Annotated in this window: 16 protein-coding genes; 11 read left to right on the top strand and 5 right to left on the bottom strand. The window is 60.4% G+C overall.

What is annotated here, in order from left to right; genetic code table 11:
• Nucleotides 1-216: 216 nt before the first annotated feature.
• Nucleotides 217-1233 carry a Hint domain-containing protein gene (locus L0H65_RS04345; RefSeq protein ID WP_301457608.1) on the bottom strand — a complete coding sequence of 339 codons (1017 nt, stop codon included), beginning with the start codon at nt 1231-1233 and terminating at the stop codon, nt 217-219.
• A 267-nt stretch (nt 1234-1500) separates the two neighbouring features.
• On the opposite strand from L0H65_RS04345, the gene L0H65_RS04340 reads away from it, so the two are divergent.
• Together L0H65_RS04340 and L0H65_RS04335 are read left to right on the top strand one after the other, a co-directional pair.
• Nucleotides 1501-2280: an SDR family oxidoreductase gene (locus L0H65_RS04340; protein ID WP_301457607.1), complete on the top strand. Its 780-nt coding sequence runs from the start codon at nt 1501-1503 to the stop codon at nt 2278-2280.
• Between the two features lie 130 nt (nt 2281-2410).
• The gene (locus tag L0H65_RS04335) at nt 2411-3490 is read left to right on the top strand and encodes an ABC transporter ATP-binding protein (RefSeq protein WP_301457606.1); all 1080 of its coding nucleotides are present in this window, start codon (nt 2411-2413) and stop codon (nt 3488-3490) included.
• 2 nt (nt 3491-3492) lie between these two features.
• Here the strand turns inward: L0H65_RS04335 and L0H65_RS04330 are convergent, their stop codons facing one another.
• Nucleotides 3493-3855, bottom strand: a complete 363-nt coding sequence (locus L0H65_RS04330; protein WP_301457605.1) for a YafY family protein — start codon at nt 3853-3855, stop codon at nt 3493-3495.
• A gap of 162 nt (nt 3856-4017) precedes the next feature.
• Here L0H65_RS04330 and tatA point away from each other — a divergent pair, with 162 nt between their 5' ends.
• The 5 genes from tatA to L0H65_RS04305 all read left to right on the top strand — a co-directional run bounded on the left by tatA (nt 4018) and on the right by L0H65_RS04305 (nt 7484).
• Nucleotides 4018-4242 (top strand): twin-arginine translocase TatA/TatE family subunit, encoded by a 225-nt coding sequence (gene tatA, locus L0H65_RS04325; protein ID WP_301457604.1) that lies wholly within the window; start codon nt 4018-4020, stop codon nt 4240-4242.
• A 24-nt stretch (nt 4243-4266) separates the two neighbouring features.
• On the top strand, nt 4267-4905 hold the full coding sequence (gene tatB / locus L0H65_RS04320; RefSeq protein WP_301457603.1) for a Sec-independent protein translocase protein TatB: 639 nt from the start codon (nt 4267-4269) through the stop codon (nt 4903-4905).
• On the top strand, nt 4902-5765 hold the full coding sequence (tatC, locus tag L0H65_RS04315) for a twin-arginine translocase subunit TatC (RefSeq protein WP_301457602.1): 864 nt from the start codon (nt 4902-4904) through the stop codon (nt 5763-5765). Before tatB ends, tatC begins: the two co-directional genes overlap by 4 nt.
• Nucleotides 5765-6604: an ATP-binding protein gene (locus tag L0H65_RS04310; RefSeq protein ID WP_301457601.1), complete on the top strand. Its 840-nt coding sequence runs from the start codon at nt 5765-5767 to the stop codon at nt 6602-6604. The genes tatC and L0H65_RS04310 overlap by 1 nt, the downstream gene beginning before the upstream one ends.
• 130 nt (nt 6605-6734) lie before the next feature.
• Complete coding sequence (locus L0H65_RS04305; RefSeq protein ID WP_301457600.1) at nt 6735-7484, top strand: sulfite exporter TauE/SafE family protein; 750 nt, start codon at nt 6735-6737, stop codon at nt 7482-7484.
• Nucleotides 7485-7511: 27 nt separating this feature from the next.
• Here L0H65_RS04305 and L0H65_RS04300 read toward each other — a convergent pair whose 3' ends face one another.
• The 3 genes from L0H65_RS04300 to surE are packed head-to-tail and all read right to left on the bottom strand — an operon-like array spanning nt 7512 to nt 10195.
• Nucleotides 7512-8687 carry a LysM peptidoglycan-binding domain-containing protein gene (locus tag L0H65_RS04300; RefSeq protein ID WP_301457599.1) on the bottom strand — a complete coding sequence of 392 codons (1176 nt, stop codon included), beginning with the start codon at nt 8685-8687 and terminating at the stop codon, nt 7512-7514.
• Between the two features lie 57 nt (nt 8688-8744).
• Nucleotides 8745-9410 (bottom strand): protein-L-isoaspartate(D-aspartate) O-methyltransferase, encoded by a 666-nt coding sequence (locus tag L0H65_RS04295; RefSeq protein ID WP_301457598.1) that lies wholly within the window; start codon nt 9408-9410, stop codon nt 8745-8747.
• Nucleotides 9407-10195 carry a 5'/3'-nucleotidase SurE gene (gene surE, locus L0H65_RS04290; protein ID WP_301457597.1) on the bottom strand — a complete coding sequence of 263 codons (789 nt, stop codon included), beginning with the start codon at nt 10193-10195 and terminating at the stop codon, nt 9407-9409. Before surE ends, L0H65_RS04295 begins: the two co-directional genes overlap by 4 nt.
• A gap of 243 nt (nt 10196-10438) precedes the next feature.
• Between surE and L0H65_RS04285 the strand changes: the two genes are divergently transcribed.
• The 4 genes from L0H65_RS04285 to L0H65_RS04270 form a co-directional block, all read left to right on the top strand.
• On the top strand, nt 10439-11812 hold the full coding sequence (locus tag L0H65_RS04285; RefSeq protein ID WP_301457596.1) for a phosphomannomutase: 1374 nt from the start codon (nt 10439-10441) through the stop codon (nt 11810-11812).
• Between the two features lie 125 nt (nt 11813-11937).
• Nucleotides 11938-13974, top strand: coding sequence for an NADH:flavin oxidoreductase (locus L0H65_RS04280; protein ID WP_301457595.1), 2037 nt, complete (start codon nt 11938-11940; stop codon nt 13972-13974).
• A 65-nt stretch (nt 13975-14039) separates the two neighbouring features.
• Complete coding sequence (hemF, locus tag L0H65_RS04275) at nt 14040-14930, top strand: oxygen-dependent coproporphyrinogen oxidase (protein ID WP_301457594.1); 891 nt, start codon at nt 14040-14042, stop codon at nt 14928-14930.
• Nucleotides 14921-15294 (top strand): isopentenyl-diphosphate delta-isomerase (locus L0H65_RS04270; RefSeq protein WP_301457593.1); only part of this gene is annotated, 374 nt, incomplete at its 3' end. The genes hemF and L0H65_RS04270, both read left to right, overlap by 10 nt.

Genomic DNA, 15294 nt, shown 5'->3' with positions numbered 1-15294 from the left:
AGGCGGGCAATTTCGGGCGGAATGGCGGGGCGGTTCGACATATCTTGCATCTGGCGTCTGTAGCCGAAGCCGCCTGCGCCGTCCACAGCAAGGCGTGTCGTGTTTTCATCAGATCCGCACATTCATTCATTGATACGCATCAGCACGGTTGCGCGGAAACACTCTGCTGAAACGCTTTGGGCAAAGTGAGATCTACCGCGGGTGGGGTCCGGGTTTCTACTTGCGGGCGCGCCGCTTCAAGGCGAGGTCGTTCAACAGGTCACGGCCCGCTTCGACTCCGAAATGCTGGTTCTGGCTCAGGTCTGGAAAAAGCTCCTTTACCTCGGCAGCAAGACGAGGGGGAAGCCGCGACAGCGTGGCGTCAGTTACCATCAGGCTTTCGGCCGGAATGCCTTCGGCATAGATGATTTCGTGATCGTCAAAAATCAGGCTGAAATAGTCGACATAGCCGGATTCACGCAAAAAGATATTCTCATGATCGACCAGATGCTTGGCCTGCACCAGAATTTCCGCCTGTGGCATCCCGCCGGATTTGTTTCGCTGATAAAGGAACATGCGGTGATGCTGGCTGACCACCAGATCGCGATCGTTGCCCAGAACACCCGCCGGAATGATGACCGGGGCATAGGCACCCACCGCGCGCAACGTCACATTGCCGACCCAGCGCAAGGGTTTTGGCCCGTGGTCGCGGGTCAGGATGCGGTCGCCGGGCGACAGCGCCTCAATCGGGCGCTGGCTGCCATTGCCCAGCGTGATCATGGTGCCGCGTTCAAAAGAAATGCACAACAGGTCAAGCAGACGCTCCTCCGGGTGCGCCTCTTCGGCTTTGATCAAGGTGTATTCGATCTGCGATCCGATCGGCGACAGTGGCAGCACCACGTTCTGATCACTGCCGCGAAGCCGCAGCGCCAGCAGTTCCACCTTGTCGCCATCAGGCGCCAGCATCGTATAGCGCGCATTCAGTACCACCCGTTCGCCGGGGACGCCGACGCCGCTGTTTTGTGCAACAATCTGCCCCAGATCATCGCGCAGCAGCACCAGCCGATAGGCAGCGGCATCCGCTGCCAGTTCGTAGATATCGCCAAGACAGCACGCCTCAAGCTCGGTGAGTCCGTCGCCAAGGTTGACCCCGATGCTGACAAAAATATCCGGTGCAGGAAAAACCTGACAAACCTGTTCCGGTGGCATTGAGATATTCGGGGCAGCAGTCAAGGCGATGTCCATTCTAAGCATGTCGTAATCCAGCCGTATGAAAAACGCCCCCATTTTCCACGGATCAATCTTATCAAATCCTTACCGTTTTGACCAGATAGGCGTATCCTGTCGAATTAGTGCAGAAAGCGCGAAAACATCGCCCCGGAGTTGCATTTGTGGTGCCGGATTTCTGCCTGCGGCAAAGCAAAACTTGCATGGCGGGCGCAGCGGCGAATCATCTCGGCACTTTCCCTTTTTGGATTGCGCTGCTAGCACTTGGGCAATCCGACAATTGAGGAGGGTCAGATGGATCTTGGTATCAAAGGGAAAAAGGCACTGGTCTGTGCCGCGTCAAAAGGGTTGGGCCGAGGGTGTGCTGCGGCTTTGGCCGAGGCCGGGGTGGACCTCGTGATCAACGCCCGCGGCGATGCCGCATTGCAGGAGACCGCCGCGCATCTGCGTAAAACCTACAGGGTAGAGGTGACAGCGGTTGCCGCCGATATCACCACGCAGGCCGGTCGGGCCGAGGTGCTCACCGCTGCGGGCGATGTCGATATTCTGGTCACCAACGCAGGTGGCCCGCCCCCCGGCCTGTGGTCAGATTGGTCGCGCGATGATTTCATCAAGGCGCTGGATGGCAACATGCTGACGCCGATTGCGTTGATGCAGGCGATGTTGCCGGGGATGATCGCGCGTAAATGGGGCCGGGTCGTCAACATCACCTCGGGTTCGGTCAAGGCACCGATCCCGCAGCTCGGCCTGTCCAACGCGGCGCGCACCGGTTTGACCGGTTTTGTCGCCGGAACTGCGCGGCAGGTGGCCGAACATGGCGTAACGATCAACAATCTGTTGCCGGGCATCCATGACACCGACCGCGCGCTGAGCCTCGATGGCGGGGTGGCAAAAGCGCAGGGGATTGATCTGGCCGAGGCCAAAAAACGGCGCGCAGCGACGATCCCGACCCGGCGCTATGGCACGGCAGAGGAATTCGGCGCGGCATGCGCCTTCCTATGTTCCAACAAGGCGGGTTACATCGTCGGGCAGAACATTCTGCTGGACGGCGGCGCGATCAATGCCACGATCTGAGGTATGGCGACGGGACGGTGCGGCCTCTGTTTGATGTTCTTTTTGGTGAAGATTGACGGCTTGAATCGCGTGTTCCATGCTGTTAGATCAAACCTGATTGAAATAATAAGGTAAAGGCTGCGCGCCCCGAATGCCGAATGCCACGCCCAGACTGGAGGCTGTGACCCTCTCACGCCACTTTGGCAGCCGCGCGGTGGTCAGGGATCTGTCATTGACGATTGCGGCGGGGCAGGTGACCTGCCTTCTCGGCCCGTCGGGTTGCGGTAAATCTACGACGCTGCGGATGATTGCAGGGGTGGAACTGCCGGACAGCGGCGTGATCCGCATGGATGGGCAGGTCGTCTGTGATGCTCAGCACAGCATTCCGCCGGAACGGCGCGGCGTTGGCCTGATGTTTCAGGATTTCGCGCTGTTTCCGCATCTGACCGTGGCGCAGAATGTGGGTTTTGGTCTTTCAGGCGATAAGGTCGCGAAAACCGCCCGGATTGCGGCGTTGCTGGAGAAGGTGAACCTTTCCGGCTTTGGCCCCAAGTACCCGCATGAGCTTTCTGGCGGTGAACAGCAGCGCGTGGCACTTGCCCGCGCCTTGGCGCCGCGTCCGCGCATCATGCTGATGGATGAACCTTTCTCCGGTCTCGACAATCGCTTGCGCGACGGCATCCGCGACCAAACGCTTGAGGTGTTGAAAGAGGAAGGCACTGCCGTTTTGCTGGTCACACATGAACCGGAAGAAGCCTTGCGGATGGCGGATGAGATTGCGCTGATGCGGGATGGTACGATTGTTCAGCGCGGCTCCCCCTATAACATCTACAATGCGCCCGTGGATCGCGCGGCTGCGGCGTTCTTTAGCGATATCAATGTGATAAAAGGTGTTTCCAAGGGTGCGCTGACCCAAACGCCTTTTGGCGCTTTCCTGACGCCGGGCCATCCGGACGGCGGCAAGGTCGAGATTGTCATTCGACCTCAGCATTTGAAGATCGACTTTGATCGCGCCGGGCGCGGCCCCAACCCGACCTCCGCCGAAGGCACACCCGCGCGTGGCACCGTGTCGCGCGCACGGTTTCTGGGCCATGAAAGCCTCGTTGATTTCACCATGGATTTTGATGGATCAAAGCTCACCGCAGCGATTCCGGGGGTGTTCTTGCCGAATGCGGGGACGCCCTTGTGGCTGATGATCCGCCGCGATCGGTGTTTTGTGTTTCCGGCGTAAGGCTACTGATCGTCACTCTCGGCCGGAATTCCCGCATGGGGCAGCAGCGTTGCCACCTTGAAGCGCAGCGCCTTGGCAGCTTTGGCGCGCGGGCCGGCTTCCGCCCCGATATGCGCCAAGCCTGCCATCAGGGCTTCCAACTCCTCCGGTGTCAGCATCAGGGGCGGCAGAACCAGCGGTGAGCGCAGGATATAACCCAAACCCCGTTCGCCTTCGACCGGAATGCCGGTTGCCGCCATCATCGCCATGTCGCGCCAGATCGTGCGGGTGGAAACCCTCATGTCGCGCGCCAATTCGGCAGCCGTATGCAACTTGCCATCGCGCATCCTCTGGATCAGATCGAATATGCGTTGGTCACGGCTCATCTGCGGCTCATCGGCTGTTTCGGGGGAGGGGCAACTGACAAAATACTGTCAGCAGGGCGCTTCGTAAAGCCGAATCCCCCTATGATCCGCGCGCAGTTGGCCATAGATGAAAGCTGCAAAGTTGCGGGCCCATGCGTTGGCCCGACAAGGGAGAATAGGCATATGCTTCAGAATATTGGGATTCCGGGCCTTCTTTTGATTGCCGTCGTGGTTCTGGTGCTTTTCGGCCGGGGCAAGGTTTCGTCGCTGATGGGCGAGGTTGGCAAAGGCATCAACGCCTTCAAGAAAGGCGTGAAGGAAGAAACGGCAGAACTGGAAAAAGACGAGGACGACGATATCGTCGACGTGACGCCGAAGCCAAAGGCGAAAAGCAAGGACAAGGTCTGATAGCAACCGTGCGGGGATAAGCCCATGTTTGATATTGGTTGGTCGGAGCTTTTGATTATCGGGGTGGTGGCGCTGATCGTGATCGGCCCCAAGGATTTGCCCGACATGTTCCGCACGCTTGGGCGTTTTACCGCCAAGGCGCGCAGCATGGCGCGCGAATTCAGCCGCGCGATGGAATCGGCAGCGGATGAGGCGGGGGTCAAGGATGTCGCATCCGACCTGCGCAAGGTCACTTCCGCCAAGGCGATGGGGCTGGATGCGGTTAAGGATGCCGCGAGCAAATTCGAGAAGTGGGATCCGCTGAAGCCAAGCAAGTCCAGCGGGTTGAAGCCTGATCCTGACGCGCCGAAACCGGCTCCTTCTAAACCGGATGTGCCGAAACCGGATATGATGGAACCCGCGCAAGGCCCGGCAACCAAGGCCCTGGCTGACGCACAGGTGGCAAAGCGGGTGGAGCGAGCGGAAGCGGTGAAATCCGCCGCGCAACCAGCGGTCGCAACTACGGCGAAACCTGCCGTGAAAACGGCAAAGCCGAAAGCTGCGGCCAAACCCGCCGTCACCGCGAAACCCGCGACGAAACCTGTGGCGAAAGCAACACCCAAACCCGCCGTCAAACCAAAAGCCGCGAGCCGGAAAACCAGCACGAAGAAGATCGACGTATGAGCAGCGATGATATCGACGACAGTTCTGCCCCGCTGATCGAACATCTGGCGGAGTTGCGAAATCGTCTGATCTATTCCGTCATCGCATTTCTGGTCGGAATGGTGCTGTGTTTCACCGTCTGGAACCCGATCTTCAACTTTCTGACCCATCCGATCTGCGCTGCGTTGACAGAACGCAATCAGGATTGCTCACTTGTGTTGATCAAGCTGCAAGAAGGGTTCTTTGTCGCGATCCGCATCTCGTTCTTCGGTGGCTTCATCCTGTCCTTTCCCGTCATCGCCTATCAGATGTGGCGCTTTGTGGCACCGGGGCTTTACAAGAACGAGAAGGGCGCGTTTCTGCCTTTCCTGATTGCCTCACCCATCATGTTCCTTATCGGAGCGGCGTTTGCCTATATCGTGATCCTGCCGCTGGCGTTCCAGTTCTTCCTTGGTTTTCAGCAGATTGCCCCCAGCGTCGGTGACGTGAAAAGCGGAACGGCGGGTGTGGTCTTCCAGGGCTCGATGGAGGAATACTTGGCGTTGACGACGAAATTCATCCTTGCGTTCGGGCTATGCTTCCAGCTTCCGGTGCTGTTGACGCTGATGGGCAAGGCGGGGCTGGTTTCGGCGGCAGGTCTGGGATCGGTGCGCAAATATGCGGTGGTTGCAATTCTGGTTCTGGCCGCGATTGTGACACCCCCGGATGTTATCACTCAGATCATTCTGTTCACCGTGGTTTATGGGCTTTATGAAATCTCGATCCTGCTGGTGCGCCGCGTTGAAAAGAAGCGTGAGGCCGATTTGCGCGCACAAGGGTTGTGGGTCGAAGATGAAGATGACGACTACGCCGATGATGGAAGCGACGAGAGGGCATCCTGATGGAGAGTGCCGCCCTGCTCCGCATCGCCGAAGCGTTGGAACGTGTCAGCCCCCGGCCTTTGCCTGCGCCGGATTTCGATGCGGCTTCGGCGTTCATCTGGCATACCGGGCCGGAGCGTTTGGACCCGGTGCCGAATGTGTCACGGGTGGATTTGTCGCTGCTGGTCGGCATCAACCGTGCGCGCGATATCCTGCATGAGAATACCCGGCATTTCGCCCAAGGGCTGCCCGCGAACAATGCATTGCTTTGGGGTGCGCGCGGGATGGGAAAATCCAGTCTTGTCAAGGCAATCCATGCGGATATTCACAAAACGACCCCGATCATTCTGGTCGAGTTGAGCCGGGAGGATTTGCCTTCCGTCACCTCGCTTTTGCGTCATTTGCGCGCGGCCCCTGACCGGCGCTTCATCCTGTTCTGTGATGACCTCTCGTTCAGCCACGATGATACGCACTACAAATCTCTCAAAGCCGTGCTCGATGGCGGGATTGAGGGGCGGCCGGAAAACGTGCTGTTCTATGCCACCTCAAACCGCCGCCACCTGATGCCGCGCGACATGATCGAGAATGAGCGTTCGACCGCGATCAGCCCATCGGAGGCGGTGGAGGAGAAAGTCTCACTCTCAGACCGGTTCGGCCTTTGGCTTGGCTTTCACCCGTGCAGTCAGGATGAATATCTGGCGATGATCCGGGGCTACTGTGATGCGCATGGCGTGGAAGTCGACGACGAAACCCTGCGGGCTGAGGCGATTGAGTGGCAAGCGACACGCGGCGCACGGTCGGGCCGGGTGGCGTGGCAGTTCTTCACCGATCTGGCAGCGCGCAAGGGTGTGACGCTTTAATCCGGCTGGCGCGGACGCGCCTGTGATTTGGCCTGCGCCTGCCCAACCGTTTCACCGCGCTTTCCGGTTTGCAGCCCCATCCGGCCCATGCCACAAGGCAGTGTTCGTGTGGATAGATGAAGGACCGGTCATGCTGTCATATGTTGTGCTTATCCTTGCCGGATTTGTCGCCGGTGTTCTGAACGCGGTTGCGGGCGGGGGCACCTTCATCAGCTTTCCGGCGCTGGTCTGGTTCGGGATTCCGCCGATCTCCGCCAATGCCACGGCAACATTGACGGCATTGCCGGGTTATTTCACCTCGGCATGGGCTTACCGCAAGGATATCAAACCCGAAGGCGCGTTAAGCCTGAAGGCGCTGCTGGCGCTTTCGGTTGCGGGCGGGGTGATCGGCGCGCTGCTGTTGATCTTCTCCTCCTCCGAAGGGTTCAGCGCCCTTGTGCCGTGGTTGCTTTTGATTGCGACGGCACTCTTTGCACTCGGCCCCTATCTGCTGGCGGCCTTGCGGCAACGCGGGCGGGCAGGGGCAGGGGTTGGCGTGACCGTGCTGGTGATCCTGTCGGTCAGCATTTACGGCGGCTATTTCAACGGCGGTCTGGGGATCATGCTGCTGGCCGCGTTCGGGCTTGTCGGTTTCACCAATCTGCATGGGATGAACGGGTTGAAAAACCTGTTTTCGGCACTGTTGGCGCTGGTGTCCTGCGTGGCCTTCATTGCCGCGGGCATCATCGCGTGGAAAGTGGCGCTGCCGATGGCGATTTCGACGGCCACAGGCGGCTTCATCGGCGCAAGACTTGCCCGCAGGGTGACCCGTACCGACCTGTTGCGGCACGGGATCACCGTTGTCGGTCTTGTCATGACGGTGCTGTTCTTCCTGAAGTGACCGGCGCGTGAAAAGCGGCGACGCCACTTATTGCAGCAAACTCACCGGATCGACCGCTTCCACGCCTTTTCTGACCTCAAAATGCAGGAAGGTCGGGTTGGCCTTGCGCACCACGGCAATGGCTTGGCCCTTGCTGACCTGATCGCCTTTCTTGACCTTCACCGCATCAATCCCGGCATAGACCGAAAGGATATTGCCGGGATGGCGCAGCACGATGATCGGCACCTGATCGGTGTCTTTGGTGATGGCGGCCACTTCACCCGCTGCGGTTGCTTTCACCACCGACCCTGCGGCGGCACCGATGTCGATGCCTTCGCTTTTGCCTTTGGTGAAGGGCCGGATGATGCGTCCTTCTGCCGGCATGACATATTTGCTTTCGGACGCCGCGGTGCGGGTTTTCCCCAGATCGGGGGAACCTGGCATATTTTTTGGCTTTTCGGCTGCGGGCTGGGTCTTTTCAGCCGGCAATGGTTGCGACGCCGACGGCGGCGTGGCGATTGGCGATTGGGTGCCGGGAGCGTTGGTTGAGTTCGAGGGCCTAGTGGGCGCTGCGGCCGCAACCACCGGGATCAACAAATACTGGCCTTCGCGCAGGTCGAGGTCGGGACCAAGCCCGTTCCAGTCTGCAAGTGACTTGACGCTGACGCCGTAGGTGCGCGCCACCGAATAGATGGTTTCGCCACGCTTGACGCGGTGGCGGCCGGGTTGCTCTCTGGTGGTGGCGGGGGCGGGTTGCGCAGTACTCCCGCCCACCCGGTCAAGCGCACCGCTGGCAATCGCTGTCACCTCGACCGGGGCCGGGGCGATGGTGCCGCCGACAATCGCGCCGCTTTGCGGGGCGGTGCCGATGACCGGTGCCGCAGCGACACGGCGTGGCAGGGCGAGCAGTTCCCCCTCGCGAAGAAGGTCATTCGGTTTCAAGGCGTTGTAACGACCGAGCTCATCAGCGCTTATCCCTACGCGGGCCGCAACCGATGTCACGGTATCGCCGCGCCGGGCCAGGGCGACCTGATAGCCGGGATAGGCGATCACGCCGCGATTGTCGGCTGCCGGGCGGTTTTCGGTCACTTGCCGGGCGGCATCGCTGGTGTCCAATGCGCCCCCGGTCAGACCACGCAAATCCCAGTCAAAACCATCCTGGCTACAGGCACCCAACGCGCCAAAGGCGACGCCGATCATCAACAAGCGGGGGAAACGGGTCATTGCTCTACTGCCTCACAGATTTCGCCCGGGTTGGCCCCGGTGCGGTTTGGTTTACGTTCACTCGGCACCCAGACCTTCCACCAGCGGCACGAACCGCACGGGCCGAAGCTCATGGTAATCATAGCCCTTTTCAAGGCGTGTGACCTTGATAAGCCGCTGCACCGCGTCGGACTGACCCACCGGCACCACCATGATACCCCCGATCTTCAGCTGAGCCAAGAGGGGGCCGGGCGGGTCTTCGGCGGCTGCGGTGACCAGTATCCGGTCAAACGGTGCCTGATCGGGCAGACCGTAACTGCCGTCGGCCGCGAAAGCGGTGATATTGGACAGGCCAAGCGCCTTGAACACCTCGGTCGCCTCACGCACAAGGCGGCGGTGGCGGTCGACTGTATAGACCCGGCGCGCAAGCTGCGACAGGATCGCCGCCTGATAGCCCGAGCCTGTTCCCACCTCCAGCACCGTATCTCGCGGCTGCACCGCCAGCGCCTGCGTCATCAGGCCGACCACCGAGGGCTGGCTGATGGTTTGGCCACAGGCGATCGGCAAGGGCATGTCCTCATAAGTGCGGTCGGCAAAAAGACCCTTGACGAAATGCCCCCGGTCCACCTGTTCCATCGCGGTCAAAACCCGCGCGTCGGTGACACCTTTGGACCGCAGGGCAAAGAGAAAGCGCATCTTGCGTTCGGCAAGATCATCATCGCTGCTCGGTACCCCTGTGGTCATCCCAGACGCGCCTCCAACTCGGCAAGGCGGTCGTGTGCGGTCAGATCGGCGCGCATCGGCGTGATGGCGATGAAGTCATCAAGATTGGCCTGAACATCGGTCCCCGGCCCGGTTGGAACCGCTTGCGCGCCGCCTTTGATCCACAGGAAGCGGCGGCCATTGGGGGCATGATGCGGCTCCACTCCGAAATAGGTGCCGGGCCGCCAGCCTTGGGTAACGACCTTGCTGCCTTTGACATCGGCTGCGGAACAAGGCGGGAAGTTGATGTTGTAAAACAGTTGGTAATCGTCGTCATTGTCCCACAGCCCCTTTTCAAGCAAGGCGCGCAGCACATTGGTCCCGTGGACGCGCGCGCCCTCAAACGGGTCATCAAGCCCATGGGTTTTCGGCCCCAGAAACTGCGATAGCGCCACCGCCGGGATGCCTTGCAAGGCCGCTTCCATCGCGCCGCCGATGGTGCCGGAATAAAGCGCGTTCTGCCCGGCATTGTTGCCCCTGTTCACGCCTGACAGCACCAGATCGGGTCGTGCGTCGGTCATCACATCGTAAAGCCCGGCCAGCACGCAATCGGCAGGGCTACCCTCGGCGGCAAAGGCGCGGGGGGCGAGTTCCGATATCATCATCGGGCGGGTATAGCTGATGCAATGGCCAACGCCGGACTGTTCAAACGCCGGGGCGACTGTCCACACCTCACCCTGCGGTCCGGCAAGTTCGGTCGCGATCTCATGCAGAACCTTCAGCCCAGGGGCGTTGATGCCGTCGTCATTGGTGATCAGGATGCGCATGTCCGGCCCTTGTTGGTCATGTTTCTGATTAGACGAGCCCCACCGCAGGGTAAAGCGTGCAGTCCCGATTGTTGCCGGTTCCGCGCGGAGTGCAACGATTTTGCCGCACTGTTGGTGAGGGTCGAAACAACGGGCAAAATAAGCACCGGCTGACGCAATGTTAGCCCTTGGCCACAGTCAGCGCATGTGTTTTTGATGGGTTGAAGGTGCATCTTGGACGCGCCGAAAGACGGACGGGATATGATGACCGCGCTGACCTGCTTCAGGACCGATGACATTTGCGGACGGATGGGTGCAGAGCTGAACGCCGGTATCGCGCAGCGCATCGCCCGCGCCTTTGCCGAGGTGTTGAAAGCGGAACGTGTCGTGGTTGGCCATGATCCGCGCGCCTCGTCGCAGGAGCTTGCGGCGTCGGTCAAGCAGGGGTTGCTGGAGGCAGGGGTTGAGGTGCTCGACCTCGGCCTGTGCGGCACCGAGGAGATGTACCACGCCACCGCCTATTTCGAAGCGGATGGCGGGATCGAAATAACTGCCTCGCACCACCCGATGGATTTCAACGGGATGAAACTGGTTGGCAAGGGGGCAGCACCGCTTGATCCTGCGGGCGCGATGTCTGCGATCAAGACGTTGGCCGAAAGCGGAAATTTCGCGCGCGGCAAACCGGGGGGGGAGGTGCGACCCGCCAAGGCCGCGCGCGGGGCTTACGTTCGCGCTGTGCTGTCTTTTGTCGATGCAAAGGCGCTGCGTCCGATGAAAATTCTGGTCAATGCCGGCAATGGTGCGGCTGGTCCCACGTTTGACGCGCTGACGGCCGCGTTGTCGCGGCGGCGCGCGCCGTTGTCTTTCATCTGCCTGAACCATGAACCGGATGGCAGCTTTCCCAATGGCATCCCCAATCCTTTGCTCCCGGAAAACCGGCCGATGACGGCCAATGCCGTTCTGGCCGCTGGTGCCGATATGGGCATCGCCTGGGACGATGATTTTGACCGCTGCTTCCTGTTCGATCACCTGGGCCGGTTCGTTCCGGGTCAATATGTCGTCGGATTGCTGGCCGAAGTGTTTTTGGCGCGGGAAAAATCCGCACGCATCGTGCATGACCCCCGTATCATCTGGAACACCGAAGAGGTGGTGATGCGCATGGGCGGCACCCCCGTCATGGCGCGGACAGGTCATGCCTCTCTCAAACAGGCGCTGCGCGAGTCCGGGGCGATTTACGGCGGGGAGATATCGGCCCGCCACTATTTCCGCGATTTTGCCGGTTGTGACAGCGGCATGATCCCATGGCTTTTGATCGTGGAACTGATGTCGCGGCGCGGCCTGACGCTGGCCGAACTGGTTGACGAACGGGTGGCGGCATTTCCTTCGTCGGGCGAGATCAATTTCAGCGGCACTGATGCGAAGGCCGCCATTGCCCGCGTTCTGGCGGCGCTGGGGCCGAAGGCAATGGCGCGCGATGATACCGACGGCTTGTCGCTGGATATGGGCGATTGGCGATTGAACCTGCGGTCATGTGACACTGACCCGCTGCTGCGGCTTAACGTGGAATCGCGCGGCGATGCCAACCGGGTGGCCAATGCCGTCACGCAATTGCGTGCCCTGATCGAAAGCGCGCCGTGAATTTTCGTCGAAAACTCGGGGTCGACGACGGCTTGGCCGGACCTTCGAATGTCGCTTTTGCCAAGGCGTTTTTGTTTCGCCTCCGGTAGTCTTCCTGCAATACCGGAAGTTCACAAGGAGGTTCCATGTCCAACGATCCGCTTTTGCAGCCTTACCGCCTCAAGCATCTGACCCTGCGCAACAGGATCATGATCACCAGCCATGAACCGGCCTACCCTGAGGATGGGATGCCGAAAGAACGCTACCGCGCCTATCACGTCGAACGCGCCAAAGCAGGCGTGGCGCTGACGATGACGGCAGGGTCGGCCTCGGTTTCGCGTGACAGCCCGCCGGTGTTCAACAATATCCTGGTCTGGAAGGATGAGGTTGTCGGCTGGATGCGCCAGCTTACCGATGAATGTCACGACCACGGTGCTGCGGTGATGATCCAGCTTACCCATCTGGGGCGGCGGACACGCTGGGACAAGGGCGATTGGCTGCCGTCGGTCTCCACCAGCCATGTGCGCGAACCCGCGCATCGCGCCTATCCCAAGCAGGTGGAAGATTGGGATATTGCCCGTATTATCAAAGACTACGCCGACGGGGCGGAACGAATTCATGCGGCTGGCGTTGATGGGGTCGAGTTGGAGTGCTACGGCCATTTGATGGACCAATTCATGTCGCCCTTCACCAATCGGCTGGACGGCCCCTATGGCGGCCCGCTGGAAAACCGCGCTCGTTTCGCGCTGGATGTGGTCGCGGCAATCCGGGAGCGGGTGGGGGAAAAGTTCCTGATCGGCATGCGTTATACGGCGGATGAGGTGGCAAAAGACGGGATTGATGAGGCGGAAGGCATCGCGATCGGCAAACTCTTTCGCGATTCCGGTCAGGTGGATTTCCTGAACGTGATCCGGGGCCAGATTCACACCGATCCGGCAATGACCGACCTGATCCCGATTCAAGGCATGAAATCCGCGCCGCATCTGGATTTCGCAGGCCGCATCCGGGCGGAAGTGGGCTTGCCCACTTTCCACGCCGCCCGCATCCCCGATGTGGCAACTGCGCGCCATGCCGTGGCCTCCGGCAAACTCGATATGGTCGGCATGACCCGCGCGCATATGACCGACCCGCATCTGGTGCGCAAAATCATCGAAGGACGAGAAGATGATATCCGCCCCTGCGTCGGCGCGAATTATTGCCTCGACCGAATTTATCAAGGCGGGCACGCCTATTGCATCCACAACCCCTCAACCGGGCGTGAGGTGGAGCAACCGCATGAGATTGCAAAGGCAGATGTCCAGAAAAAGGTGCTGATCATCGGCGCAGGGCCAGCGGGATTGGAGGCGGCGCGGGTGGCAGCGCTGCGCGGACATAAAGTCGTCGTGCATGAGGCGGCGCCGCACGCGGGCGGCCAAATTCGCCTGACCGCGCAAACGCCAAGGCGCCGTGAGATGATCGGGATCATTGATTGGCGTTTGGCGCAGTGTGAGAAACTGGGGGTTGTCTTTTATTACAACAGCTTCTCTGATGAATCTACTGTATCACATGAAGCGCCGGATGTGGTGATTGTTGCGACGGGTGGCCTGCCGGAAACCGCGATTTTGGATGGTGGCAATGATCTGGTTGTCTCCTCTTGGGATGTTCTTTCGGGCGATGCCCGCCCCGGCTCCAACGTGCTTGTATATGACGAGGCGGGCGATCCGGCGGGATTGCAAGCCGCCGATATCATCGCGGCTGCTGGTGGCAAAGTGGAGGTGATGACCCGCGATCGCAGTTTTGCGCCAGAGGTAATGGCGATGAATTTGGTCCCCTATATGCGCACGCTGCAAAAGTCGGATGCGGTCTTTACCGTCACATGGCGGCTGCTGTCGGTGCGACGTGATGGCAATGAACTCGTCGCCACCGTGGGGTCGGATTACGGCGATGTGACCCGTGAGCGACGGGTTGATCAGGTGGTGGTCAACAACGGCACGGTGCCGCTCGATGATCTTTATTTCGCGCTGAAACCTGCGTCAAAGAACCTCGGCCAAGTGGATTATGAGGCATTTATCGTGCGCCAACCGCAGCAAGCGCACCCAAACCCCGCTGGCCGTTTCGAGTTGTACCGGATTGGCGATGCTGTCTCATCCCGCAACACCCATGCCGCGATCTATGATGCGTTGCGACTGATGCGCACGATTTAGCGCACGCCTTTGCGGCCCCGTCCGAACGATGCTAAAGGGGCCGCAAATCGTGATGGAGGCCCCGGATGACCGACACTTTGGAACAAGAACGCGCAGAGGCGGCACAGTGGTTTCACAGCCTGCGCGATGAAATCGTCGCAAGTTTCGAGGCGTTGGAAGATCGTCAGACCACGGGGCCAACCGCAACCCTGCCCGCAGGCCGTTTTGAAGTGACGGATACCAAGCGCCGTGCCGATGACGGGTCGGATGCCGGTGGTGGCGTGATGTCGGTGATGCGCGGCGGTCGGGTGTTCGAGAAAGTCGGTGTCAATATCTCCACCGTATACGGCAATCTTGGCGCGGCGGCGCAGAAGGCAATGGCCGCACGCGGGGTGCCGGGGATGGAAAGTGACCCGCGCTTCTGGGCCAGCGGCATCAGCCTTGTCGCCCATATGCAGAACCCGCATGTCCCTGCCGTTCACATGAACACCCGCATGTTCTGGACGCCGCATGCCTGGTGGTTTGGCGGTGGGTCTGACCTCAACCCCTGCATCGAATATGCCGCCGATACCGCGCATTTTCATGATGTGCAGCGCGCGCATCTGGCAGCGCATGGCGATGGGCTTTATGACGAGTTGAAGGCTTGGGCGGATGACTATTTCTTCATTCCGCATCGCGGTCGTGCGCGCGGCGTTGGTGGCATCTTCATGGATGACCGCAACTCCGGCGATTGGGCGGCGGATTTCGCGCTCACGCAGGATATCGGCCGGGCCTTCCTGCCTGCTTTCGTGCCGCTGGTCGACCAACGCCGCGATATCGCATGGAATGACGCGGACAAGGATGTGCAACTGATCCATCGCGGACTCTATGCTGAATACAACCTCGTCTATGATCGCGGCACCAAATTCGGCCTTGCCACCGGCCATGATGCCGATGCGGTGTTGATGAGCCTGCCCCCGATGGCAAAATGGATCTGATTCCCGCCTGGGTCGACGGGGTGTTCCAGCCGGTTGAGAAACTGGCCGTGCATCAGCGCGGTTTGCGGCACAAGGCGGTATCGGTTTTCGTGATGGATGGCTCGAGGGTGCTGATCCAGCAACGCGCCGCCACGAAATACCACACGCCGAACCTCTGGGCCAACACCTGCTGTACCCATCCGCAATGGGCGGAGGATGATCTGACCTGCGCAAACCGCAGGCTGGCGCAGGAATTGGGCATCACCGGGTTGAACCTGATCGCGGCAGGGCAGGTGGCGTACCGCGCCGATGTGGGCGATGGCTTGACCGAGGATGAACTGGTGCAGGTCTACACCGCGCAAGCGGTTGCGACGCTGCCGTTGAC

Origin of the sequence: Pseudorhodobacter sp., assembly GCF_030452865.1 — a bacterium.
In the GTDB taxonomy this organism is placed as follows: domain Bacteria; phylum Pseudomonadota; class Alphaproteobacteria; order Rhodobacterales; family Rhodobacteraceae; genus Pseudorhodobacter.
This window is presented reverse-complemented; position numbering and strand designations above follow the sequence as displayed.

Coding starts and splice junctions, on each gene's coding strand:
- L0H65_RS04345 (WP_301457608.1), bottom strand. CDS start 1,233: ATGCTTAGAATGGACATCGCCTTGACTGCTGCCCCGAATATCTCAATG.
- L0H65_RS04340 (WP_301457607.1), top strand. CDS start 1,501: ATGGATCTTGGTATCAAAGGGAAAAAGGCACTGGTCTGTGCCGCGTCA.
- L0H65_RS04335 (WP_301457606.1), top strand. CDS start 2,411: ATGCCGAATGCCACGCCCAGACTGGAGGCTGTGACCCTCTCACGCCAC.
- L0H65_RS04330 (WP_301457605.1), bottom strand. CDS start 3,855: ATGAGCCGTGACCAACGCATATTCGATCTGATCCAGAGGATGCGCGAT.
- tatA (WP_301457604.1), top strand. CDS start 4,018: ATGCTTCAGAATATTGGGATTCCGGGCCTTCTTTTGATTGCCGTCGTG.
- tatB (WP_301457603.1), top strand. CDS start 4,267: ATGTTTGATATTGGTTGGTCGGAGCTTTTGATTATCGGGGTGGTGGCG.
- tatC (WP_301457602.1), top strand. CDS start 4,902: ATGAGCAGCGATGATATCGACGACAGTTCTGCCCCGCTGATCGAACAT.
- L0H65_RS04310 (WP_301457601.1), top strand. CDS start 5,765: ATGGAGAGTGCCGCCCTGCTCCGCATCGCCGAAGCGTTGGAACGTGTC.
- L0H65_RS04305 (WP_301457600.1), top strand. CDS start 6,735: ATGCTGTCATATGTTGTGCTTATCCTTGCCGGATTTGTCGCCGGTGTT.
- L0H65_RS04300 (WP_301457599.1), bottom strand. CDS start 8,687: ATGACCCGTTTCCCCCGCTTGTTGATGATCGGCGTCGCCTTTGGCGCG.
- L0H65_RS04295 (WP_301457598.1), bottom strand. CDS start 9,410: ATGACCACAGGGGTACCGAGCAGCGATGATGATCTTGCCGAACGCAAG.
- surE (WP_301457597.1), bottom strand. CDS start 10,195: ATGCGCATCCTGATCACCAATGACGACGGCATCAACGCCCCTGGGCTG.
- L0H65_RS04285 (WP_301457596.1), top strand. CDS start 10,439: ATGACCGCGCTGACCTGCTTCAGGACCGATGACATTTGCGGACGGATG.
- L0H65_RS04280 (WP_301457595.1), top strand. CDS start 11,938: ATGTCCAACGATCCGCTTTTGCAGCCTTACCGCCTCAAGCATCTGACC.
- hemF (WP_301457594.1), top strand. CDS start 14,040: ATGACCGACACTTTGGAACAAGAACGCGCAGAGGCGGCACAGTGGTTT.